Genomic DNA, 22,394 nt, shown 5'->3' on the forward strand with positions numbered 1-22,394 from the left:
AGATGATTTTACTCATGGATGCGTTCCCCCGTCTGAATGAATAGGTTCATTATATCGATTCGACCGCACACAAAAAACCCTGAATGAGCACTTTTTATCAAGTGTCTATCATTCAGGGTTCAGTTCACTTTCTCTTAAAGAACCTTTTCTATCTCTAGTTCATACTCTTTGTCCGATTCATCATGAAGTACATTCTAAACTGTAATCCTGCTAAGTCACAAGAGCAGTATTAATATATAGAGTCTACGTTGTAGCGCGAAAACAAATCTAAACGACGTTAGCATGAGAGCTTTTGCCATAAATGCATCCGATTAACGCACAATATTAGTAGACACTTTAACCAAATTCTTCTCGAGTTTTTATTACAGCAGTATAACTAAAGTGTAACTAAGAAAAATTCACCAGCGTGATTGAAATCATCAATAGATATTTACACCGATGAGTAGGCTAGAAAATCAAAGACATTCTCATCGCTAAAAAAGTTATGTCTTGTATTGTTACACCACTACACAAAAAAAAAGATGACGACTGTTCGGGGCAGTCGTCATCTCACGGAAGATGAACGTAGTCTGTCACGCGCCGGCGCGTTCGAGGATGCGTCGGAGCGAAAGTTCATCGGTCGAAGCGACGATGAGGTCTGCATGACCAAGCATCGACTCTTCCCCGACGGCGACAGCAAACATGTTTGCCGCTTTGATTGCAGTCACGCCTGCGGCTGCGTCTTCAACGCCGATGGCATGTTCGGGTTTCACGCCAAGGGCAGAGGCAGCCTTCAAAAACACTTCGGGATGTGGTTTCGAGTCGGCGACAGTTGCTGCATCGACAATGTGATCGAAGTAATGGCGGACACCAAGTGCGTCAACGACCGCGAATGCGTTCTTTGAAGCAGATGCCATTCCGATTTTGAGACCGGCCTCTTTAATTTCATCAAGAAATGAAACGATGCCAGGAAGCAAATCGGCCGAAGAGATATGCTGAATGAGTTCAACGTAATGCTCGTTCTTCTTCTGGGCGAGTTCCGCCTTTTCATCCGGTGTGAAATCGTCCTGTCTTCCGCCGAGCGCAAGGATGCGTTCGAGCGAGTCAGTCCGGCTCACGCCTTTGAGCGTCTCATTGAACTCGCGGTCAAATGGAATGTCGAGCTCTTCTCCGAGTTGTTTCCAAGCGAGGTAATGGTACTCCGCGGTGTCAGTGATGACACCGTCCAAATCAAAAATGACTGCTTCTATCGTCGACATACATGCTTTCCGCCTTTCCTTCAAATGTTTGTGTCCTCAGACTACATTTAGGGAACTTGACAAGTACCCGTTGCACGATTGGTCAATGATGCAAACGGTTGCACTTGTTCGATTTCTATTATATCGGATAACGCCTCATCTATGCAACCGCTTTCGCAGAAAAATAAAAAATAGGAAGAGCGCTTCGCTCCTCCTACCATTTTACAATTGAATACCGACGACTTTCACGTTCACCGCTAGCGGTGTCATCGCGAGCATCGTATCCATGTCTTGGGTGATGCGCTCTTGGACGGCCGTCACCGTCTTAACGATCGATTGACCGTAAGCGATGTAGAGCGACAAGTTGATGATGACGCCTTCTGACGACTCATCGACTTTGACGTGCTTCATGAGCGCACGCTCTGAGAGTTTCGTGTCTTCTTGTGTGAACGACACGTGTTTCGTTTCTTTGACGACGACCGCGGCGATCATCTCGACGACGTGGCGTGAGACGTTGACGTCTCCTTCTGTACTGTTCATTCCATTTTCATATGGCATGCTGTCACTTCCTTAGCTCTAGTTTCGGTTTCCATCTAAAGTGTAGCGGAAAACCGCCGTTTAGAAAAGGGTTTACGATTTTCGGTCTTTCACGTCCTGCGCGCGGCGGACGTCGATCTCGACGAGCGGCCTCAACATCCGGACGGCCGGCGGGCTGATGATGAGCAGGACGATGAGGCAGGCGACACCGAACAAGACGAGCAACTGTTGCCATGACGTCGGCATGAATCCGGCCGGCACGAACGCCTTCCAGGCGACGATTAAAAACACATGGACCAAGTAGACGTATAGACTATACTTCCCTGCCCGCGTGAACACGGGCAACTCACGCCCCGGCACGATGAGCGCGAAGCTGACGGCCATGAGCGTCGACACCGTATAGACGATCAAGAAAGCGAACGGACCGCTCCAAATCGCCTCCGGCACCGCCGTCTCGTAGGCGAACCGGAACTTGAACAAGTTGCCGACATGATAGAACGTGCCTTCTTTTTGAAAGCTCATCGAGGCGAGCAGTCCGAGCGTGAGCACGGTGAAGACGACCGCGCCGCCGATTCGGTAGCGATTCCGTTGCTCGGCCCGCTTCGGCAACTCGAAGAAGTTCATCGTGTTGCGCTCACTCATCCAGTTGCCGATCAAGAAGAACGGATAGAACATGATGACTTTCCGGAGCGCGAAGAACCCGGTCGATTCTTCTTGGAAGCCGAACAACAGGGCGAACAACAGCGCATAGAGCACATACCCTTTCAACTGGGTCACGTACGGCGTGATGACGTACCAGATGACGATGGCCATCAAATACCAGAGCGCCCAGTACGGCTTGAGCACGTTCAGTCCCGGGTTCTCGAGCGACAAGAGCGGGACCCCTTCCGTGAAGGCGAACCACGAGCCGAGAATGACTTGCCAGATCACGTAGGCGACGAACAGCTGGATGACACGCAAATAACGGTTCTCCCGGAAGAAGTAACCGCTCAGCATAATGAATAACGGCATATGAAACGTATATAAGAACAAATAAACCCACTTCGGCAGTAAATCGTCGTAGGCACCGCGCACATCGGTCAGCAAGTGACCGAAGACGACGAGCAAGACGAGCACGCCTTTAATATTGTCGTACCAATGATTTCGCATAGCGTCCCCTCTAGTTCTCCTGTTGCTTTTCCTCTTTGATGTTGGCGTATCGCTTCTGAGCGACGACCCGGATTTCAGCCGTCCATGGCACCAACGAGTCGATGGACCTCTTCTTGTTCGAACCCTTCGTTGAAGTATCGGTTCAACGTCGTCTTCACATCGTTGTGCTGTTTATACAAGCCGACGACGAGCTCAATCAACTCGTCTTGAGTGAAGCGCTTCAACTCGGCACGCAGTTCGCCGACTTTTAGCTTCTTCATCTGACCACCCACTTCATTTTTTTCCTTTCTCATCATAGCCGATTTTTACGAGCGATGAAATTACGATTCAACAAAAAAATGATGACGTCATTGTCATCATTCCCCGTATCTGCCGCTTGCAAGCCGAATCGTTAACAAATCTTCATGCGCGAGCAGGTTTTGCGCGTATTCAAATGGACGAGAGTGGGTAGAGTATAGTATAGTGGTTTTACTAAATAATCAGAATATTCTAATAAAGGAGGTGTGGAGAATGGCTTCTGTCATCCGTAACCGTCATCACGTGGTCCATGACCCGAAACGTTCGTTCTCTAACTTTGGATTTTGGTGGAGTATCGGCGCGTTTACGATCGGCTTATTCATCATCGCTTTCGAACCGCTCCGTGAACGGTTCAGCGCCTTACATCCGGTCGCTTCAGTATTGTTCCTAGTTGGCATCTCGTTCGTGGCCGGTGTCGTCATGAAGCTCGCCCGTGATGTCTGGTGGCTCAACTACCTGCTCGAGCGCACGTCGAACCGGTACATGTATGTTGGGGCGGACACACTCCGGAGCTGGCAATACACGCTCGACTCGATCTGGTTGTTGACCCGCACCTCACAAAAAAAGCTCGGCCGATTGTACATCCAAATCGACCGAACCGTTCGTGCTGAAGAAGCGAAACGCATGTTCGCCGCCTATTTGATTGATCGTGGCGTCCTCGTCGTCTACTCGAGATCGTCCAAACCGAAGAAAATGGCCTGACCGTTTCAATCGATTAACGGCACAACCCATGCCCGAGCTGCTTCGACTTCCTCCATTCGCAGCTCGTGCCCGCCCCCGTGATAGAAGAGCTCGACGTCCGCTCCGGCTTCCCGTAGCGTCGACGTCAGCTCTTCTGTTTCTTGTTTCGGACAAATCGGGTCACGCTCGCCGGCCGAGATGAACACGGTCGCATCCGTCAAGTCAGGGAGCGTGAGCGAGCGGTCCGGCACCATCGGATGGAACAAGAGTGACGCCTTGAACGCGTTGTCCCGATACAAGGCCGATCCGATCAAGTTGGCACCGTTCGAGTAGCCGAGCGGGATCATCTTGTCGCGGGCGATCCCATATTCGTTTGCCGCCTCGTCAAGAAACGCGAGGAAGCGCTCCGTCTGTTTCTTCAAATCCTCAAGGTCTAACACGCCCTCCGCGTGACGGCGGAAGAACCGGGACATGCCGTTCTCGAGGACGTCGCCCCGGAGCGTGAGAATGTTCACTTCGGTTGATAGTTCACGGGCGAGCGGGATCAAGTCCTGCTCCGTCCCGCCTGTACCGTGCAACAAGACGAGCGTCGTCTCGGTCGTGCCTTTAATGAATTGATGAATCATATTCTGTCTCCTCTCGGGATTGTGATGATGGGTAGCGTTCGTGTGATCTTGTCGCGGTCGACTTCGAGCCAGTCCGGCAGCTTCAATACGCTGCCGAGTCCGTCGATCGTTTCATCAACGAGGAACCCGGGTGCGTCGGTCGCGAGCTCGTGCAAGATGCGTCCTTCGTCATGGAAGTAGACCGAGCGGAAGTAGTGCCGCTCTCTCACCTCGGTCGGACGGAGGCCGAGGTCAAAGATCGCGTCTTGCCACGTCGTATACTCGTCGCCGTCCGCGATGCGCCAGGCGATATGGTGGACCGTCCCCGCACCGGGCACGCCGTTCGGGAGGACGGCCTTTTTGACGTCGATGACGTTGCCGTAATCGGCCGAAGCGATGAGTCGGACCCATTCCGAGTCTTCCCCCGTCTTCGTGAAGCCAAACAGCTCGGTCAATAACCGCACCGTCGCCTCCGGGTCTTTCGACAAGAGCGTCGCCCCGGCGAACCCGGTGATCGCTTCTTGTTTCGTGATACCTGACACGAGCCAGTCCGTCTGTTTCGTGCTCGCCCGCGCGACGAGCTCGACGACGAGTCCGTCCGGGTCTTCGAACAACAGTGACGGCTCGCCGAACCGTTCGGTCGCGACCGTCGCGACACCGTGGGCTTGCAGGCGACTCTCCCAAAACAAGAGGCTGCCAACTGGTACGAGATACGCGGTGACACCGACCTGCCCGCTGCCGACGCTGCCTTTCCCGATACCCGGGATCGGGAAGAACGTGATGACCGTCCCCGGCGTCCCGGTTTCATCCCCAAAGTAAAAGTGGTACGTACCCGGGTCGTCGAAGTTGACCGTCTGCTTGATGAAGCGGATACCGAGGACGTTGCCGTAAAAATCTAATGTGCGTTGCGGGTCTTTCACCATCGCCGAGATGTGATGGATACCTGCTGAGTGCGTCGTCATGACGTATCCCCCTTTTTCATTATCTTGATTTCAAGATAAATCATTTTCGATAAAAAGTGAAACTTTTTGCTCACAATGCCGTACGCTAAGAGTAGACACCTAAATAGGGAGGACTTACATATGACTTTACAAATTGATCGTGTATCGAAGCAGTTCGGGGAGTTCACGGCCGTCGACGACTTGAGCTTTCACGTCCCTAGTGGCGAGATGTACGGCCTGCTTGGGGCGAACGGTGCCGGCAAGACGACGACGTTCCGGATGATCTTAGACATTTTAAAGCCGACTGACGGCACGATTCGCTGGGACGGACGCAACGTCGACCACCGCATCGTCGGCTATTTGCCGGAAGAGCGCGGCCTGTATCCAAAGTCGCCCGTCCGCGACCAGCTCGTCTTTCTCGCCAGCCTGAAAGGCATGAAGTCAACTGAGGCGAAACGTGCCGTCAAGTCGTGGCTCGAACGACTCGAGATCCCGCAGTACGAATTGATGCGTGTCGAACAGCTGTCAAAAGGAAACCAGCAAAAGATTCAGTTGATCGCGGCGCTGCTCCACAACCCAGAACTGCTCATTTTAGACGAGCCGTTCAGCGGCCTCGATCCCGTCAACGTCGAGATCTTGAAGCGTGAAGTGCTCGCCCTGCGCGACGAAGGGACGACGATCGTCTTCTCGAGTCACCGGATGGAGCACGTCGAAGAGCTGTGCCAACATATCGGCATCTTGAAAGGCGGCCGCGCCGTCGTCAGCGGCGATGTCCCGACAATCAAGTCGCATTACGCCGAGCCCGTGCTCTTCATCGAGACCGATCGCGTCGACGTCCTCACGGCACTCCCGATCGTCAAAGCGGTCGAACCTCATCGCGACGGTCACCTCGTCCGGCTCGACTCGTTCGAAGGCAGCGACGCGGTGCTCGGCGCCCTCGTGCAAGCAGATGCTTCCGTCAAGACGTTCATGCGCCAACCCGTCTCGCTCAACGACATCTTCATCAAGGAGGTAGGCAGCCATGTTTCATAACTTCAAACCATTGTACGCGTTCACGCTACGCTCGAAACTGCGGTCGAAGGCGTTCCTCATCTCGACAATCTTGACGATTGTGTTCATCCTCGGCTTCACGAACATCGACCGCCTGCTCGCGAACTTCGAGGACACCGATCAAGGCCAGGCGCTCCTCGTCACGCAAAACGCCGAACTGACTGAAATCATGCAGTCGCTCGGTTACGAAGGGGTCGAATCGGCCGATATCACCGAAGCCGAGGCGCGCGTTGGGCTCGATAACGGGGACTACGAGATCGTCGCCTTCACCGACGGCGCTTCGGCCCGCGTCTTGTCCGACCGTCCTGAGCCCGATTTCACGACACTCCTGCAGACGGCGCTCCGCGAAGTCCGCAACGCCGAGCTGATCGAGACGTCGAACATCGATCCGACCGTCCTCGCCGCCTTGAACGAGCCGGTCCCAATCGAGGAGTCTTACCTCGGCCGTGGCGGCGAGAACTCAGAAGAGCTGTTCTCGTCATTCGCGTTCGTCTACATCATGCTCATGCTGCTTTACGTATCGATCATCACGTACGGTTCGATGATCTCAACCGAAGTGACGACCGAGAAATCGTCGCGCGTCATGGAACTGATCATCTCGACGACGCATCCGGTGACGCACATGCTCGCCAAGATCTCAGCGATCGGTACGCTCGCCCTGTTACAGATCGGCATCTTCCTCGGGTTCGGTTACTTCAGTGCCCGCAGCAATGAGATGGCCCAATCGGTCATCGACAACGCCGGCAACGCCCGGGCCGTCATCTACTTATTGACGTTCTTCACGCTCGGCTATCTGCTCTATGCGGCCATGTTCGCCGTCCTCGGCTCGCTCGTCAGCCGTGTCGAAGAGTCGCAGCAGATGACGATGCCGGTCATCATGCTCCTCGTCGCCGGTTTCCTCGCCGCGATGTTCGGGTTGAATAATCCGGACGCGCAAATCGTCACGATTTTGTCGTTCGTCCCGTTCTTCACGCCAATGCTCATGTTCCTCCGCGTCATGCTCGTCGACGTACCGGTCTGGGAAGTCGCCTTGTCGATCGGCATCATGCTCGGCTCGATCGGTGTCATTCTCTGGATCGGTTCGAAGTTCTATCGCGGCGGCGTCCTGTTCTACGGGAACAACGCGATTAAACAATGGCGTCAAATATTACAAAATCGCCAATAACGTTTACAGCATTTTCGTTTTCGTATACTCTAAAGAATGTGCAAAATGAGGAGGAAACGAACTATGCGATCACGATTACTCGCAGCCTTGATCTTTACATTCATGACGACGCTCACGACGTTCATCTGTTATACCGTCTTCTTAGAGGCCGACGCGTTGTGGCAAATCTTGCTCGCATACGCGGGCAGCACGTTCCTCGGAACGCTCGCGTTTTGGTATCCGGTCAGTCGACGTTCTGAGACGTCAAGGTTCGGCGGCGCGTGGATTGGGATTTTGATCACGCTGACGACACTCGTCGGATTCACGATCATCCGCTTCACCGTTCGCGGTGATGCCGCATCCTTACTCGACTGGCAGACGATGCTCGCGAGCCTCGCCTATACGTTCGGTTACATCGGCTGGGTGCTCACGATTCTCAACATCGTGCTCGGCTTTCTGCTTGCCGGGACGAAACCGAAAGTGCGTTATGAAGCAAGACCAATGCGTTGATAATGTCAAGAACGGCCGCCCTTTGGGTAGCCGTTCTTTTTCATGTTCGAAACCAGTCCCAGAACGCGGCCCCTTGTGCCACGATCAAATAATCTAGCCACCGTGAAAAATTAAAGGGCAAACGATTTAACCTCGCATCGGCTTCATCAAAGGTCAAAAACTCGCCTATCCACATCCGGTCTTCCGTTTCGCTTATGTATTCACAGACAATCCATTCTCCGTCACGGCCAGCCCCTATAGGAAGAAAAGACGAAGGACATTCCCATCGTTCACGGCTTGCGATGATTTCATCAACCGAAAATAGCTCAATCCCTCCACCGTACTCCGTATCTTCAAACAATTTAGCTCCGTTATGTTCTTTTAATAATGCACGGACCGCTAGCGGTGTTTCTTTCGGTAATCGGTCTAACTCATCGTCTGTTCCGGGATGGTTGAACACAAAAGCCAACTGATTCACGTATCCTTCTTCTAATTGCACTTCGAGCCGATTGTTCACTAGTCTTTGTTTCAGTGCTTGAACTGCGACCATGCCGCTCACTCCTTTTATACATATTGAAAAAGCCGTGGTCGCCCACGGCCTCGCTCACTGCAACTTATACGACTTATCGACGATGCCAAACTCCGTATATTGGAACGAGTTATCGACGAACTGTTCTGGGACGAGCTGATCGACGTAGCGGGCGAACGGGACGATGCGATGTGTCGCCTCATGCGTCCGTCCGAGGTCGAGCACGGCATCGACCAACGCTTCTAACGCGTGGTGCGACGTCGGTTCCTCGTCCTCTTCAAAGATGCGGCGCAGTTCCTCTTCGTGCATCAAGTCGAAGATGCGCATGCGCGTCTCGAGCTGATGCTGCATGTCTTCCGTCGACTTCCCGTGCATCGCTTCTTCATAGGCGAGCTTCATCTGTTCGAGTTCAGGGGCTTTGCCTTTCATGAGCACCTTCAAGGACTCCCCCGTCCAAATGTGCCGTGCCAAGTAGTTCGCGTCAATCTTCAGCGCCTCGGCGAGCGCCTCTATGTAAGGCATCGTCGGGTACACTTCACTGAGCTCGGTCCGGCGAATAAAGTACGGAGCGACACCGATCTGTTCGGCGAGTGCCTCGATCGAGATACCCGTCCGCTCACGCAAGATTCGGATCCGGTCCCCATAACCCCGGTACGGTGCATTTTTACCATCCATTGCATTCTCCCCCCTCTTTTCCATTATAGTTCCCGAATCCACAAAAAAATACTCGGAAGCGCATGCTTCCGAGCAAGTGGTCGAATTAATTATTTTTTCGTCAACTCGACGACTTCAGATGAACCGGCTGTAACGTTGTCGCCTTCGGCAACAAGTTTGTTTACAGCGAAGCTGTCATGGTTCGTGATGATGATCGGTGTGATCGTCGACGGTGCGTTCGCTTTGATGAAGTCAAGGTCGAACGTGACGAGCGGGTCGCCTGCTTTGACGGCTTGGCCTTCCGTGACGTGCGTCTCGAAGCCTTCACCTTTAAGGTTGACCGTATCCAAACCGATGTGGATCAAGTACTCCGCACCGTTGTCCGCGTTGATGCCGATCGCATGTTTCGTCGGGAAGACCGTCGCGATTGTCCCGTTGACTGGTGACACGACTTTTCCGTCTGTCGGTTCGATGGCGATACCATCACCCATCATTTTTTGTGAGAACACTTGGTCAGGCACGTTCGTAATATCGATGACTTTCCCTGTAAGTGGTGACACCGCGTTCAATTGCTCGTCTTTACCACCAAAAAGTTTTTTAAAGAATCCCATAGCTTAATCCCTCCAACATGTTCTGTTAATCAAAGTCTTAGCTTTTATACCCGAAAAGCTATTACTTCAATCCCTACCCTATTCACGGTATAGTTGTATCAAGGTAGTGCGAATTCGTTTACACATCGTAAGAATACGAGTGTGCAATCGCTTTTGCAAGCCCTTTTTACACTTTATAAAAATTTCACATGATGGAGGCGCTTACAATGACGACTTTCACAAAATTGTCATACGAACGGCCCGACGTGGACGCTTTAAACAGCCGATTGTCGGACTATTCAGTCGAATTGCAGCAAGCGAGCACACTCGAAGAGGCGAACGAATTGATTCGCCAAATCAACCAGGAACGGAACGCGTTCGAGACGCAAAGTCAGCTCGTCGCGATCCGCCACTCGATCGATACGCGCGATGCGTTCTACGAAGCCGAGCAGACGTTCTTTGACGACGCGTTGCCGGTCTACGAGAAAGAAGTCCAGGCGTACTATCGCGTCTTGACGGAGCACGACCTCCGCAGCCAGCTCGAAGCGGAATGGGGCAGCCAATTGTTCGAACTCGCGGAACGGGCACTCAAAACGTTCGACGAGTCGCTCATCCCGAAACTGCAAGAAGAGAACCGACTCGCGACGAGCTATCAAAAAGTGATGTCGGCCGCACAGATCGAGTTCGATGGCAAGACGCTCAACTTGTCGCAGTTCGGCCCATACTTACAGTCACCCGACCGGTCGGTACGAAAAGCGGCGTCCGAGGCGCGTTATACATACCTCGCCGACAACGGTGACGAGCTCGACCGCATCTATGGCGAACTCGTCCGCGTCCGGACCGAGATCGCGCACGCGCTCGACTTCCCGTCGTTCGTCGAACTCGGCTACGCCCGGATGCAACGCGTCGGCTATGATGAGTCGATGGTCGACAACTTCCGTAAACAAGTGCGCGACGTCATCGTCCCGCTCGCGACGACGTTAAAAGACAAGCAAGCGAAACGCATCGCCGTCGATACGCTCCGTTACTATGACGAATCGTTCGTCTTCCCGGACGGCAACGCGACACCGCAAGGCGACGAGTCGTTCATCATCGAGGGCGGCAACAAGATGTACCGTGAGCTCTCGGGCGAAACGGACGAGTTCTTCCAGTACATGCAAGAGCGCGGCGCCCTCGATCTTACGGCGAAGCCCGGCAAAGCCGGCGGCGGTTACTGCACGTACTTACCGTCTGAAGGTCTCCCGTTCATCTTCTCGAACTTCAACGGCACGGCCGGCGACATCGACGTGCTCACGCACGAGGTCGGTCACGCCTTCCAAGTATATGAGAGCCGTCATTTGACGACACCGGAATACGCGTTCCCGACGTACGAGGCGTGCGAGATCCACTCGATGTCGATGGAGTTCTTCTGCTGGCCGTGGATGGAGCTGTTCTTCGGCGACCAGGTCGACAAGTACAAGTTCAACCACTTGGCCGGAAGCGTCACGTTCCTCCCGTACGGCGTCCTCGTCGACGAGTTCCAGCACATCGTCTACCGGAAGCCCGACATGACGGCAGAAGAACGTCGTCAGGCGTGGCGTGACCTTGAGAAGGTGTACTTGCCGCACCGCGACTACGAGACGAACGACTACCTCGAGTCGGGCGCATGGTGGCATCAACAGGGCCACATCTTCCAGAGCCCGTTCTACTATATCGACTACACGCTCGCCCAAGTGTGTGCCTTCCAGTTCTGGGTGCGCATGCATGAGGACCGTGAGTCGGCGTGGAGCGATTACCTCACACTCTGTCAGGCCGGCGGCAGCCGCTCGTTCCTCGAGCTCGTCGAACTGGCCGGACTCAAGTCACCGTTCGAAGACGGTGTGTTAAAAGAAACGCTCGGACAGATTGAAGACTATCTATTGAAGCACCCGTTAGCGAACTGAAGATAGAAAAAGGGTGAGTCCGCATGGGCTCACCCTTTTTGTCCTCAAATCACATCTAACGGCTCTTTCCCGCTTGGTGGCGGAAACGCCTCGTCGAGCGCAAGAAAATCGTCCTCGGCCAAGTTAAGCAGCAGCGCCGCCCCGTTCTCTTCGACGTGCGCTTTCTGCCCCGCTTTCGGGATAGCGATGACGTTGCCGTTCCGGACCGTCCACGCAAGCAGGATTTGGGCCGGTGTGGCGCTGTACGCCTCAGCGATCCGTTTCACCGTCTCGTCGTTGAAGATCTTCTCTTTCACGTCGCTACCTTCGGCGAGCGGCGAATAGGCCATCACCGGGATGCCCTGCTCTTCTAGGAACGGCAACAAGTCGTGCTCGATGCCGCGGCTGCCGAGGTGATACAGCACTTGATTGACCGCGCAATGCTTCCCGTTCGGCAAGGCGAGCAGTTCCTTCATGTCGGCGACGTCAAAGTTTGAGACGCCCCACGCCCGGATCTTCCCGTCTGCTTTCAGCTGTTCGAGCCCGTCGACCGTCTCCTTGAGCGGGATGTTGCCGCGCCAATGCAACAAGTAAAGATCGAGATAGTCGGTGCCGAGCCGCTCGAGCGTCGCGTCGCACGCCTGCACGAGCTTATCGCCCCCGGCGTTATGTGGATACACTTTCGAGACGAGGAAGACGTCCTCACGACGGTCTTGGATCGCTTCCCCGACGAGTGTCTCCGACTTGCCTTCCCCGTACATCTCGGCCGTGTCGATGACGTGTAATCCGCAGTCGAGACCTGTCTGTAACGCCTCGATCTCCGCGTCATGTTTTGATGCGTCATCACCCATGCGCCACGTGCCTTGACCGAGAGCACGCATCTCGCGCCCGTCCGGCAATTTGACCACGTGTTGTTTCAGTGCCGCCAAAATCAGTGTGTGTGGAATTCGGTTCATGTTGTTTCCTCCTTGATCCATTGATCGTGCAACGGCCCTGTCGTCCCGAAGACGGGATCGGTCGCCGGTTTGTCGACACGTTCGATTCGATGGACGTTGTCCGGGCGTTCTTCCGGCTTGCCCGTCAACGTGTCATAGTCGCGTCCTTCCGGATACGCCCCGACGATTTCGAAGTCATCGCTCGCCTCGAGTCGGCGGTGCCCCGTCCCTGCTGGCAGGATCAACACGTCACCCGCATTCAACGAGACGAGATCGCCGGTCGCGCCGCCGAGTTGAACGGTCGCACGGCCTGACCTCACCCCGAGCACCTCGTGCGTGTTGCTGTGATAGTGGTGATAGTCGAACACACCGTTCACCCAACTGTTGCCCCAACCGTTATGCTCGAACGTCGCCTGGATGCCGTCCGCCTCATCGAACACGCGTCGGTATAACAGCACCGGGTAATACGGGTTGTTCGGTATCGAGCCGTCATCTTTAAACCGATATGTGGACATGTCCATGTGATCGCCTCCTTGTCTCTGACACTGTACCCGACTTATAGAGGATATAATCGACACAAAAAAATGACCCGACCCTTTAATAAGGGCCGAGCCACTGAGTTAGCGTACTTCGCTCTCGAGCTGTTTCAACTTCGTCGAGTAGTACTCGATGATGTCACGGCGTCGGATGATGCCGATGAAATACTTGCCGTCATCGACGACAGGCACGAAGTTTTGGTCGGTGATTGCATCGACGAGCTCCTCGATTTGGGCCGTGATCGATACCGGTTTATAGCGTATGCGTTGTTTGATGTCTTTCAGGCGAGTCCGGAGCACTTTCTCGTAATCTTCCTCCCCGCGAAGTTGTTCGGCGAGTGCCCACAGTAAATCTCCTTCCGTCATCGTACCGGCGTAAAAGCCATTCTCGGATACGAGCGGCACCGAGGTGAAGCGATGATGCTTCATTTTCTCGAGCGCTTGCCGCACCGTCGACTCCGGGTCTAAATATTTGACGTCTTCTTTCGGATATAAAAAGAAAGCGATGTTCATATATAATCTCTCCTCAATCTGTTAATCCACCACGCTATTGTACCATGAATCATAGGGTTGACCGCAATAGTTGACCACACCCCACAATTATTTCACCCTCCTTTCATCAGTTGCTGTCACAGAAAAAAGTCCTTTACAAGAACAGGACCGGCGTGACACGTCATCAACAGAAAACTGGAAAGTAACTCCAATTATTTATACCCTGTACGCATCGACTCTACCCGTCCGAGTCCATTAAAAAAGACGCCTTTCGATCAAGGCGTCTCGTCTAATCAGATAAAATGTAACATCGTTTGATTGAACTTCTCCATCTCATCGAGCACGGTACCGTGACCGCTCTCCTCGAAACGCTCGATGCGCGCGTTCGGGATGCCTTTTTCCATCTCTAGGGCAAACTCGAACGGACAGACTTTGTCGTGCACGCCATGAATGATCAGCGTCTCGACGCCGACTTTCGGCAAGTCTTCACGAAGGTCCTCGTCGCGGAGCGCTTTCGCCGAGGCGATCGTCCCGTGGCTCGAGGCGATGAGCGACAAGCTGTGGAACCAGTTTTGCGTCGGTTTCGAATGTTCTTTCTCGAAGAAAATCTCGCCGAACCCTTCGAGCATCTTCGGCCGGTCTTTCATCGTATCTTCGATCAAGGCGTCGACTTCTTCCTTTGTCATCCCGTACGGATAGTCCGGGCGTTGCGTGAACACCGGTGCCGCCGCGCCGGCGAGGATGAGTTTTTTCAAACCACCGTCCGGATAATCGACCGCATAACGGATCGCGATCGCCCCACCCATCGAGAAGCCGACGAGTGTGAAATCTTTGACACCGAGGCCGTTGACGACCATGTTCACGTCAGATGCCATCGTCTCGTAGTCATAGCCCGTAGCCGGTGCGTCCGACTTCCCGTAACCGCGGTAATCGATGCCGACGTAGCGATAGCCCGCCTCCAAGAGCGCGTTCTTCTGATACTCGAACATGTTGTTGTTCGCCGGCCAGCCGTGCAAGAAGACGACTGCGTCGCCCGTTCCGACGTCCTCGACAAAAATAGACGTCCCGTCATGTGCTGTAATGTAATTCCCCATCATTCAAAACCCCCAATCGTATTGTTGAGCGTTGTGCGCCGTACGTTTGCCCACAACCCATCTGTTCCCGTTTGAGCGAACTGAAAACCTGTCAACCATCGCGCCAGAGCGATTCGGCCTTCAAGATATGCTCGACCGCTTGCGCGCCTTCTCGTAACACGGACGTCTTCCACGTCTCATCTTCCGGGTAGAACATGGCCATGAATTCTTTTTTGATGCCGTTGCGTGCCTCCGGGTCTTTCGTGCCTTCGAAATAGAGACGATTCTCTAAAATGATCGTCAAAAATTCACGGATCAGCGCTTTCGTCGACGTGCCGAACGTCCCGAATTCGAACAAGGCCGAGACGAGCTGCTTGTCCGGATACTGCGTGTCGCGGACGTAATAGAAATGGTTCGTCGAGTCGCCAAGCACGTCATCCGGATTGTACGTCTTGATGTTCTTCAACCCATACGTCTGTTTTAACTGCTCGGCGCTGCGTCCGTCCCGCTCGCTGACGAGCATCGTCACTTCGTTCGTCGGCCCGAGCGCGGTGTGCCAGTCCATATGGACGACCCGGTCGTAACGGTCGAGAAGATCGTGCTGGATTTCTTTCATGAAGACGGCGGACGGTTCGTCGGCGTCCCCGCCATAATAGACGCCTTTCGGGAATTGGTACTGGCCCATCCCTTTCGCCTCGTTCATCGCGTCGAACCCGTCGAGCTTGATGCCAGAGCCGAGGAACGAATAAATGTGTTCGCGCGCCTCGTGATAGTCGTCGATGACACCGTCCGGGACGAACAAGTGGCGCATCACCTCATACTCTTTATTGACGTTTCGCGGCAGCGATTCCCGGTCGACGACGTAGTTTCGATTCAAATCGACGTTATGTTCGTTGACGCGCCGGAAATGTTTCATCCCCCATGGGTTGACCGCATGGATGAAGCAGACACCTGTCACGTCATGGCGGACGTTGCCGAGCTGTGTCTCGATGAATTGCTGCGTCAAGGCCGCACCGGCGTAGCCTTCGATCCCATGCTCGCCGATCGTCATGAGCAGCATCGCCTCACGTGACCCGGCCGGTTCGCCGATGATCACGTCGATCGTATCTTCCCCGATCGAATGCGACATCGTCCGCGCGCTCGGGTAGTATTGTTTGACGGTGTCGAGCAAATCGAGAAACCTCTCGCGCGACTCGTCGTAAGATGATGAAAAATAAGTACTCATATGATTCCCTCCATTCATGTCTTCTGTACCCCTTTCCCATTTCGAGGCAAGCTAAAAACGCCTCCCGAGGAAGGCGTTTCGATTAATGGGCTCCGGCTTTCGTGCCGCGGTCTTGGCGGCGGAACTCGAACAAGTAGACGAGCGGGGCGAGCAAGACGGCACCGAACAACCAATACGCACCAGGGCTTGCGAACAACGGTTCGAACGCGCGGAAGAACAAGGCGACAAGTGAAAACCCGACGACGAGCTCGGCTGTCCAAATGACGGCGCGCCGGATGGCTAGGGTGATCGTGTTCGTTTTTTGGAAGAGTGCTGCGATAAACGCAATCAAAAAAGCCGGGAAGCTACTGAACCAGAGCATCCGATTCAACGTCGATTCGGCAAAATAGGTGTTGCCGAGCGACACGGTGATCACGTAATGGGCAATCAACACAAGCAAGACGATGATCCACCCGACAAGCACATCTCGTTCCCATTTTTTCATCCTTCTCCCTCCATTCTTTAGAAAAGAGCTACATTTGTATTTACCCGTTTCTCGTGCTGTTCGGTCATACAACACAACAAAAAACGCATCCCATCAGGAACGCGTCTTCGTTCACTTATCGAACAGATGGCTCGCCCAGTCACGGGCCCGCTCGAGCTCTCCCTCTTTGAGCGGTCCTTCTTTGTCGAGGACGAGGAATGATTCTTGAAGCACCGGCTCTGCTCCTTTTTCCGTAAGCGCCCGTTCGATCCGGGTCGCGGCGTGGCCGAACCACTTGACGATCTTTCCGACGAAAAAGCCTTGGTCTTCTTCGGCCATGCTCGTATCGAACGCTGCGGCCCGCACTCCGCGGAGCGCATGATCCGACAGTCCGTCGAGAAACGTCTTCACGTCCTCGGTCTCGCGTCCGCCGTGTGTCGGTGATCCGACGACGAGTAAATCGAGGTTGGCGAGATCCCCGTAGCCGATATGACTGATGTGAACCGCCTCGACTTGATGAAGCTCGCCGAATCCGTCTTTGATGGCGTGGGCGACTTTTTCTGTGCATCCGTACATCGAGTCAAAAGTGATGAGGATTTTCATGACGTATCCCTCCATTAAGCGAAAACTTTCTTATGTCTACATGGGACTATTCCCTTAATGATGGACCGCTCATCATGTATCCATTCTTTTCTCTATAATCCGAAGAAGCGCTTCAATATTCTCGACTTCATGGTCATCCGCCTCGGTATCCCGATACGTCTTGATATATGCGTACAAGACATCTAAACCCTCTGTCATCGCAAACACGAGTGCTTTTAGAATCTCTATGTGCAAGTCTGCCCAACTCCATGTCTCCACTGACTTCAATACGTCTAACAATTCAAGAAGGACCGTATCATTGGATAACGCATTGATGGCAGAGCAGATTGAAGGATCGAGCTCGTTCGCAGTCTCCCAACTCATCTCGGTCAACTCTTCAAATTCATAGTCTGACATCCCGATCATCAATGCGATTCCTTGCTTCAAGCGTGTCTCCGGAGTTTGGACAATGAGCACATCACTCGTCCTAGCATCGACAAAGGATTGAAATCTCGAAAGCGACGTGTAATCAAGTTCGAGCATTGGAAACACCTCACTGAAACGCCACCTCATTTCTTTAATGGCTTGGTCAAACGACGGCGGACGTACCTCAAATGCACGTGCGATCCGCGGATAAAGTTGCGAATCGTTTGCCAGACCCATCAAGATGTTGACGAGTTCCTGCTTTTCCAGCTGTTGAAGCTGTTGTTTCAAATCAATCTTTGAGGGTGCCATGACTTCCTCACGCAACACAAAGTACGCGGCGACCTCATGTTTACATCGACCTTTCGAATATGGACAATCACAAGACGACTCGATAATATCGACGCCCGACAAAGTGATGACGACTTCGTACTCAGCCGTCCCTTCCGCAGTGAGATGATACGTCGAGTCTTGTTCCGATTCAATGAACACCCGGTCTTCGAGCCAATACTCGTAGCCACGCTCTAAAATTCGATTCGAAATCTGTTCCTCAAAATTATATAAGTTCATCGACGTTTCCTCAGCCTAGTGCCCAAAAATACCGCGATTCCCAAGCCGATGGCGGCATAGGCGATTACGTCTAGATGATTTCGGCTGTCAAACGGTGCTTCATGGACGAATTCGGCCCGCTTCCACTCAGTACCGTCCTCGACCGCGAGCACGTCTTCGACCGACTCCCCTTCCACTTGACGATATTCTGTTCCGATCGGATACATGTTCGAGGCGTCGCCGTAATAGTCGCCGGTCATATCGTCAGCCAACGCCTCGACCTCGCCGACGACCTCACCAAGATCCGCCTCGGCGACGACTTCGTCCGTCACTTCATACACCCGTCCGTCCAAGACGACGAACGCGTACGCCCATGACAAGGCATGAACCGACAGTGAGACGGACAGCAGAAACACCACCATCCAGACGAATCGTTTCATTCGATTGCCCAGACGAACGTCGCCGTATCGCTCAAATCGATATCGTCCGGCTGAAGCTCTGGCATCGACGCCTGTGAATGGAACACCTCTTCATGGAATACCAAATTAGTTGGCGAGTAAAGATGGAGCTCGCCCCACGTATAGTCAATCCGTTTCAATTCCCCAAGCTTCGCACCGGCCGCTTTCGTCAACAGTTCGGCCCGATGCAACGCACTCTCCGCCGCACTGGCGAGGAGTGCATCGCTAACCGTATCTGAATCTTTAATTGTGAACTTGATGGACAGTTTCGGGTCCGCCATTGAATTCGTGACGCTTTGGATGACGTCAGACAAGCGTTTCGTGTCGAGGTCAAACTCAAGTTTTGTTCGTTGCTCACACACATAGCCACGGAAACGAGATTTATAATTTCCGTCCTCGTCACGGTAACTTTCATAATCGGTATCGACGGAAAAATCAGTCGTCTTTAAATCTGTCACTTCAAACCCTGATGCTTGAATCGCTTTCTGCAGACGGGATACCGCCTTGGCGGCGTCACGCATCGTGTCCTCATATCGTGTCGCTTTCGAAGTTAAGTTCATCGTTAAGACAATCAAGTCTGGCTTGGCCGATACTTTTCCCGTTCCTTTAACGGTGATGGTACGTTCCATACAATCTCCTCCTCAATGTTCACGAAATGCCGAACAGTGTTGTGACGGCCCTCCACTTGCGCGGATAGGCGTTGCTGCCGCTATGTGTACGGGTGTTGCCGTCCGGTTCTGTGATGGTCATACTCCATTGTGTTCCGTCGAGAATCATCAGATCACCTTCGACTTCAAATGTGGACGGCCATTTGTCTGTCTTCAACGCTAGGAAAGCGGCATATACGTCTTTCGCTTCTGCTTCATCATATATGACGAACGTGTCCTTCGGCATCACACGGTCATATTCTTGCCAGTCAATGAAGCGGGCAGCCGTCCTATTTGGAAAGAATGTGATTGTGGATGTATTATATATCCCAAATCCGCCTACTCTGAATTGAATTTTGAACGCTTTTTCCTGCACATCGAGACCTCCTTTCATCTTCTGGATTTACAAGGCTCTTTTCATGATAATCTTGAGTCCCATCCAATCATATCTTTCCGGTCAATAACATCGCGAGTACAATCAGATAGCCGAGTGCTGCACCCTCCGCAATTCCATACACCAGTTCAAAATCAAACAGGAGCGACCCAATGATTCCAATCCCTGCTCCAAATGCTAAACCGCGTCCTATACTTGACGCACACCACTCATTTGGAACCACCTCGCCCCTCCCTTTGTTCAAATAAACTCCAATACCGCCAGTTCCCTAGCGGCATATTGAATTTAGTTCACGAAAATACGTAGTAACGCATAGTTTCGATACTTTCGATTTCTCCGTTCTGTATTCGATGCGTACAAGAGTTCTTTCTCCACAAGTTGATGAAGTGCTTTTCGGACTGTGTTCGGCGAGTAGCCAGTCATCTCAACACCTTTGGCCACCGTCAAGATTGGTTGTTCAAAGCTCGTAATCCACAGTTTCCGTTCGGCTTCGTTATCAATCAACTGTTCGCCCTCTATAAGCAATCGGTTCGCCTTATTCAGTTGATCCAACAGTTTCGTCGCCATACGCTCCGAGGCGTCAACGAAAAAGAGTAACCATTTCCCCCAATCTGACTGGTCCCCACGAACACCATTGAGCAAGTCGTAATAACGGGCCTTTTCTTTCTCAAGCTCTTCACTGACAAAGAAAATCGGATGCGTAATGACTTTCTGTTGAAGTAAATAAAGTACAATTAGAATCCGCCCTAAACGTCCGTTCCCATCCAAAAACGGATGGATCGATTCAAATTGAGCATGCATGATTCCTATTTTAAGAAGAGGAGCGGCTTGTTCGTTAATGACATAACCGTCCGGCTTTAAATGGTTTTGCGGCAACAGACGTCCATAAGAGTCAGTATTGATGAACTTTTCTAAGTTCTCCATATATTCATTGATCAAATGAGCTTCGACGGGAATGTAGGAAGCATCTTCTAAACGATTCGTCGGCCCGATAAAATTTTGGATTTTCCGGAACTCCCCGGCTGAACTGACTTCGCCACGACTTCCTTTCATCAAAATTTCATGGAGCTGCTTAATCAAGCGTGTCGTCACCGGATACCCGTTCGCGACAGATTCATATCCAAACTGCAAGGCTTGCATGTAGTTTTGAATTTCGATAATATCGGAATCGTCACTTTTTTTAAGGGAAGACTCCATCATGTCGGTGAACGTCACTTGTGATCCTTCAATCTTGGTTGACTCTACTGATTCTTGAAGAGACAGAAGTTGCATCAATTGTTTGCTAGCTTTCGAATGTGTCAATTCAACATCTAGTTTTCCAAGCAACGTATTCACATGTGCCAACCGCTCAAGCAATTTAATAGCTTGTTTAATTTCGATTTTGACAGGTAGTTTTGTTAATCCTTGTATTGCCATATCGCTCATCCTTTAAGTCATATTTCATTAAATATTGACTTAATTATAGTTTATTGTTTTTTTACGTCAAAATGAATGGATAAATATTTTATTCCAATTTTGATATGAGGACCTCTTCAATGTCATCAAGCGTCTCGGCCCCCTCCATCGACGGATATGCGTCTCGCATGAAGACGAGTCCTTCGTCCTTTTCTAAGAACATATACCGTTCACCGTCCGGAAAGCCGTAATCACTCACATCCATCACTTGAAGAGAAGCCCCATTTTGTGACCAAACGTGGGAAGCATCATGCCGTCTCGGCATAAAAATCCCTTCCATGCCGAGGCGAAGCTCTGATACAACGCTTGCTTCTGACTGCGATACTTCCGAGCCGACTCCGGCAACAGTGAGGACTTGAATCGTACTACCTGGTTCGATTTCTCCCCGATAGACGTCCGTCACGCCAATCGTCACAATCGACTGATATTCCTCTTGTCCGTTGAAATCGAGCTCAATGTGGTCAATCTGCTTCACGACGCCCCTTACCACGGCGGGATTCCACTTCGAAAAAAGTTCGTCTTCACTCATCTCGACAAGATCTGCGGACGACATTCTGACATCGATGTCCTCTTCATCAATATACGCGACCGACATATTGCTCGATCTGTCAGATAGCGGAATCAGTTCTTTAAAACCATCCCATGTCACGGCGAAGAGTGTGACGGCTGCTGCTGCGACGAGACCGCCCGTCCAGCGCCAGTATCTCCACTTTTTGACTTCAACCGCCATCGCTTCTTCGACAAATCGGTCATCAACTTCCCCGATTAAACGCGTGAGCCGATCTCCGTTCATAGCGCCACCCCTTCCGCAACGAGTGCCTGCTTCAAGTCGTTCCGGGTCCGAAGCAGTACCATCTTGACCTTGCTGTCGTTCAACTGTCGCGCTTTCGCAATTTCTTTGATCGACTGGAATTGAAAATAACGTGCCATGAAGATCTGTCTCGTCTCGCGCGGCAATTGTTCCAAAAAATCGTTCAACAAGTCGATCACTTCCGTATCATCGGTCTTCGACGACGACAGACAGTGCTCGAGCTCGTCGATGACGAGCGGCACTTGACTGCCACCTCGTTTTTTAGCGTGCGCCTTCTCATATGTATGGAGGGAGACGTTACGAACAAGCTTCGCGAGATAGGCCGCGAACCGTCGCGGGCGCGTCGGCGGGATGGCATGCCACGCTTTCATATACGTATCATTGACACACTCGTCCGCATCTTCCCGGCTGTGCAGGATATTGTAGGAAATCGTGTAGCAATACGCCCCGTATTTCTCCGCCGTCGCCGCAATCGCCTGCTCGGAACGGGCAAAGTATAAATCGATGATTGCTTGATCGTCCACATGAACCCCTCCTTTTCACCTTCACTTCTATAGACCGAAAACA

At 52.5% G+C, this 22,394-nt stretch carries 28 protein-coding genes; 5 read left to right on the forward strand and 23 right to left on the reverse strand.

All coding sequences use genetic code 11. The features are described from left to right. Positions 1 to 572: 572 nt before the first annotated feature. From pgmB to EVJ28_RS06040, 4 genes are all read right to left on the reverse strand, one after another. Positions 573 to 1,238, reverse strand: a complete 666-nt coding sequence (gene pgmB / locus EVJ28_RS06025; protein ID WP_131456602.1) for a beta-phosphoglucomutase — start codon at positions 1,236 to 1,238, stop codon at positions 573 to 575. 201 nt (positions 1,239 to 1,439) lie between these two features. After that, entirely contained in the window at positions 1,440 to 1,757 is a 318-nt protein-coding gene (locus EVJ28_RS06030; protein WP_236633343.1) for an Asp23/Gls24 family envelope stress response protein, read from the reverse strand. A gap of 90 nt (positions 1,758 to 1,847) precedes the next feature. Further along, positions 1,848 to 2,903 (reverse strand): acyltransferase family protein, encoded by a 1,056-nt coding sequence (locus EVJ28_RS06035; RefSeq protein WP_131456600.1) that lies wholly within the window; start codon positions 2,901 to 2,903, stop codon positions 1,848 to 1,850. Between the two features lie 74 nt (positions 2,904 to 2,977). After that, positions 2,978 to 3,163 carry a hypothetical protein gene (locus tag EVJ28_RS06040; protein WP_131488271.1) on the reverse strand — a complete coding sequence of 62 codons (186 nt, stop codon included), beginning with the start codon at positions 3,161 to 3,163 and terminating at the stop codon, positions 2,978 to 2,980. Between the two features lie 250 nt (positions 3,164 to 3,413). Here EVJ28_RS06040 and EVJ28_RS06045 point away from each other — a divergent pair, with 250 nt between their 5' ends. After that, positions 3,414 to 3,902, forward strand: a complete 489-nt coding sequence (locus tag EVJ28_RS06045; RefSeq protein WP_131488273.1) for a restriction endonuclease subunit S domain-containing protein — start codon at positions 3,414 to 3,416, stop codon at positions 3,900 to 3,902. Between the two features lie 5 nt (positions 3,903 to 3,907). Here the strand turns inward: EVJ28_RS06045 and EVJ28_RS06050 are convergent, their stop codons facing one another. After that, complete coding sequence (locus tag EVJ28_RS06050; RefSeq protein ID WP_131488275.1) at positions 3,908 to 4,507, reverse strand: alpha/beta hydrolase; 600 nt, start codon at positions 4,505 to 4,507, stop codon at positions 3,908 to 3,910. After that, a complete protein-coding gene (locus EVJ28_RS06055; RefSeq protein WP_131456596.1) occupies positions 4,504 to 5,448 on the reverse strand; it encodes a VOC family protein in 945 nt (314 codons plus the stop codon). Before EVJ28_RS06055 ends, EVJ28_RS06050 begins: the two co-directional genes overlap by 4 nt. Positions 5,449 to 5,568: 120 nt before the next feature. Here EVJ28_RS06055 and EVJ28_RS06060 point away from each other — a divergent pair, with 120 nt between their 5' ends. From EVJ28_RS06060 to EVJ28_RS06070, 3 genes are all read left to right on the forward strand, one after another. Further along, a complete protein-coding gene (locus EVJ28_RS06060; protein WP_131456594.1) occupies positions 5,569 to 6,459 on the forward strand; it encodes an ABC transporter ATP-binding protein in 891 nt (296 codons plus the stop codon). Beyond that, positions 6,449 to 7,642 (forward strand): ABC transporter permease, encoded by a 1,194-nt coding sequence (locus EVJ28_RS06065; protein ID WP_131469149.1) that lies wholly within the window; start codon positions 6,449 to 6,451, stop codon positions 7,640 to 7,642. Before EVJ28_RS06060 ends, EVJ28_RS06065 begins: the two co-directional genes overlap by 11 nt. Positions 7,643 to 7,705: 63 nt before the next feature. Then, positions 7,706 to 8,131: a hypothetical protein gene (locus tag EVJ28_RS06070; RefSeq protein ID WP_070328620.1), complete on the forward strand. Its 426-nt coding sequence runs from the start codon at positions 7,706 to 7,708 to the stop codon at positions 8,129 to 8,131. Positions 8,132 to 8,171: 40 nt separating this feature from the next. Here the strand turns inward: EVJ28_RS06070 and EVJ28_RS06075 are convergent, their stop codons facing one another. From EVJ28_RS06075 to EVJ28_RS06085, 3 genes are all read right to left on the reverse strand, one after another. Then, complete coding sequence (locus EVJ28_RS06075; protein WP_131488277.1) at positions 8,172 to 8,660, reverse strand: SMI1/KNR4 family protein; 489 nt, start codon at positions 8,658 to 8,660, stop codon at positions 8,172 to 8,174. A gap of 54 nt (positions 8,661 to 8,714) precedes the next feature. Continuing rightward, a complete protein-coding gene (locus EVJ28_RS06080; RefSeq protein ID WP_016509316.1) occupies positions 8,715 to 9,314 on the reverse strand; it encodes a helix-turn-helix domain-containing protein in 600 nt (199 codons plus the stop codon). 89 nt (positions 9,315 to 9,403) lie between these two features. Then, positions 9,404 to 9,904, reverse strand: coding sequence for a PTS sugar transporter subunit IIA (locus EVJ28_RS06085; RefSeq protein WP_070328619.1), 501 nt, complete (start codon positions 9,902 to 9,904; stop codon positions 9,404 to 9,406). A 206-nt stretch (positions 9,905 to 10,110) separates the two neighbouring features. Between EVJ28_RS06085 and EVJ28_RS06090 the strand changes: the two genes are divergently transcribed. Continuing rightward, positions 10,111 to 11,805 carry a M3 family oligoendopeptidase gene (locus EVJ28_RS06090; RefSeq protein WP_131456588.1) on the forward strand — a complete coding sequence of 565 codons (1,695 nt, stop codon included), beginning with the start codon at positions 10,111 to 10,113 and terminating at the stop codon, positions 11,803 to 11,805. Between the two features lie 44 nt (positions 11,806 to 11,849). On the opposite strand, the gene EVJ28_RS06095 is transcribed toward EVJ28_RS06090, so the two are convergent. The 14 genes from EVJ28_RS06095 to EVJ28_RS06160 form a co-directional block, all read right to left on the reverse strand. Beyond that, positions 11,850 to 12,740, reverse strand: coding sequence for an aldo/keto reductase (locus EVJ28_RS06095; protein WP_131488279.1), 891 nt, complete (start codon positions 12,738 to 12,740; stop codon positions 11,850 to 11,852). Beyond that, a complete protein-coding gene (locus EVJ28_RS06100) occupies positions 12,737 to 13,240 on the reverse strand; it encodes a cupin domain-containing protein (RefSeq protein ID WP_131469153.1) in 504 nt (167 codons plus the stop codon). The genes EVJ28_RS06095 and EVJ28_RS06100 overlap by 4 nt, the downstream gene beginning before the upstream one ends. A 99-nt stretch (positions 13,241 to 13,339) precedes the next feature. Further along, complete coding sequence (locus EVJ28_RS06105) at positions 13,340 to 13,768, reverse strand: CBS domain-containing protein (RefSeq protein WP_016510664.1); 429 nt, start codon at positions 13,766 to 13,768, stop codon at positions 13,340 to 13,342. 272 nt (positions 13,769 to 14,040) lie between these two features. Then, positions 14,041 to 14,841 carry an alpha/beta fold hydrolase gene (locus EVJ28_RS06110; RefSeq protein WP_131456584.1) on the reverse strand — a complete coding sequence of 267 codons (801 nt, stop codon included), beginning with the start codon at positions 14,839 to 14,841 and terminating at the stop codon, positions 14,041 to 14,043. 91 nt (positions 14,842 to 14,932) lie between these two features. Further along, positions 14,933 to 16,045: a M14 family metallopeptidase gene (locus EVJ28_RS06115; protein ID WP_131488281.1), complete on the reverse strand. Its 1,113-nt coding sequence runs from the start codon at positions 16,043 to 16,045 to the stop codon at positions 14,933 to 14,935. Positions 16,046 to 16,127: 82 nt separating this feature from the next. Further along, positions 16,128 to 16,529: a hypothetical protein gene (locus EVJ28_RS06120; protein ID WP_131488283.1), complete on the reverse strand. Its 402-nt coding sequence runs from the start codon at positions 16,527 to 16,529 to the stop codon at positions 16,128 to 16,130. Between the two features lie 111 nt (positions 16,530 to 16,640). Next, positions 16,641 to 17,111: a flavodoxin family protein gene (locus EVJ28_RS06125; protein WP_070328611.1), complete on the reverse strand. Its 471-nt coding sequence runs from the start codon at positions 17,109 to 17,111 to the stop codon at positions 16,641 to 16,643. 72 nt (positions 17,112 to 17,183) lie between these two features. Further along, entirely contained in the window at positions 17,184 to 18,083 is a 900-nt protein-coding gene (locus tag EVJ28_RS06130) for an SWIM zinc finger family protein (protein WP_131470059.1), read from the reverse strand. After that, a complete protein-coding gene (locus EVJ28_RS06135; RefSeq protein WP_131488284.1) occupies positions 18,080 to 18,502 on the reverse strand; it encodes a hypothetical protein in 423 nt (140 codons plus the stop codon). Before EVJ28_RS06135 ends, EVJ28_RS06130 begins: the two co-directional genes overlap by 4 nt. Then, positions 18,499 to 19,149: an SIMPL domain-containing protein gene (locus EVJ28_RS06140; protein ID WP_131488286.1), complete on the reverse strand. Its 651-nt coding sequence runs from the start codon at positions 19,147 to 19,149 to the stop codon at positions 18,499 to 18,501. The genes EVJ28_RS06135 and EVJ28_RS06140 overlap by 4 nt, the downstream gene beginning before the upstream one ends. Before the next feature lie 19 nt (positions 19,150 to 19,168). Further along, the gene (locus EVJ28_RS06145; protein WP_131488288.1) at positions 19,169 to 19,543 is read right to left on the reverse strand and encodes a hypothetical protein; all 375 of its coding nucleotides are present in this window, start codon (positions 19,541 to 19,543) and stop codon (positions 19,169 to 19,171) included. 303 nt (positions 19,544 to 19,846) lie between these two features. Then, positions 19,847 to 20,977 (reverse strand): Fic family protein, encoded by a 1,131-nt coding sequence (locus EVJ28_RS06150; RefSeq protein ID WP_161566952.1) that lies wholly within the window; start codon positions 20,975 to 20,977, stop codon positions 19,847 to 19,849. An 88-nt stretch (positions 20,978 to 21,065) separates the two neighbouring features. After that, complete coding sequence (locus EVJ28_RS06155) at positions 21,066 to 21,809, reverse strand: hypothetical protein (RefSeq protein WP_131488292.1); 744 nt, start codon at positions 21,807 to 21,809, stop codon at positions 21,066 to 21,068. After that, entirely contained in the window at positions 21,806 to 22,351 is a 546-nt protein-coding gene (locus EVJ28_RS06160) for an RNA polymerase sigma factor (RefSeq protein ID WP_131488294.1), read from the reverse strand. Before EVJ28_RS06160 ends, EVJ28_RS06155 begins: the two co-directional genes overlap by 4 nt. Positions 22,352 to 22,394: the final 43 nt, after the last annotated feature.

The sequence above is a fragment of the Exiguobacterium sp. SH3S3 genome, assembly GCF_004337115.1.
Lineage (GTDB): Bacteria > Bacillota > Bacilli > Exiguobacteriales > Exiguobacteriaceae > Exiguobacterium > Exiguobacterium aurantiacum_A.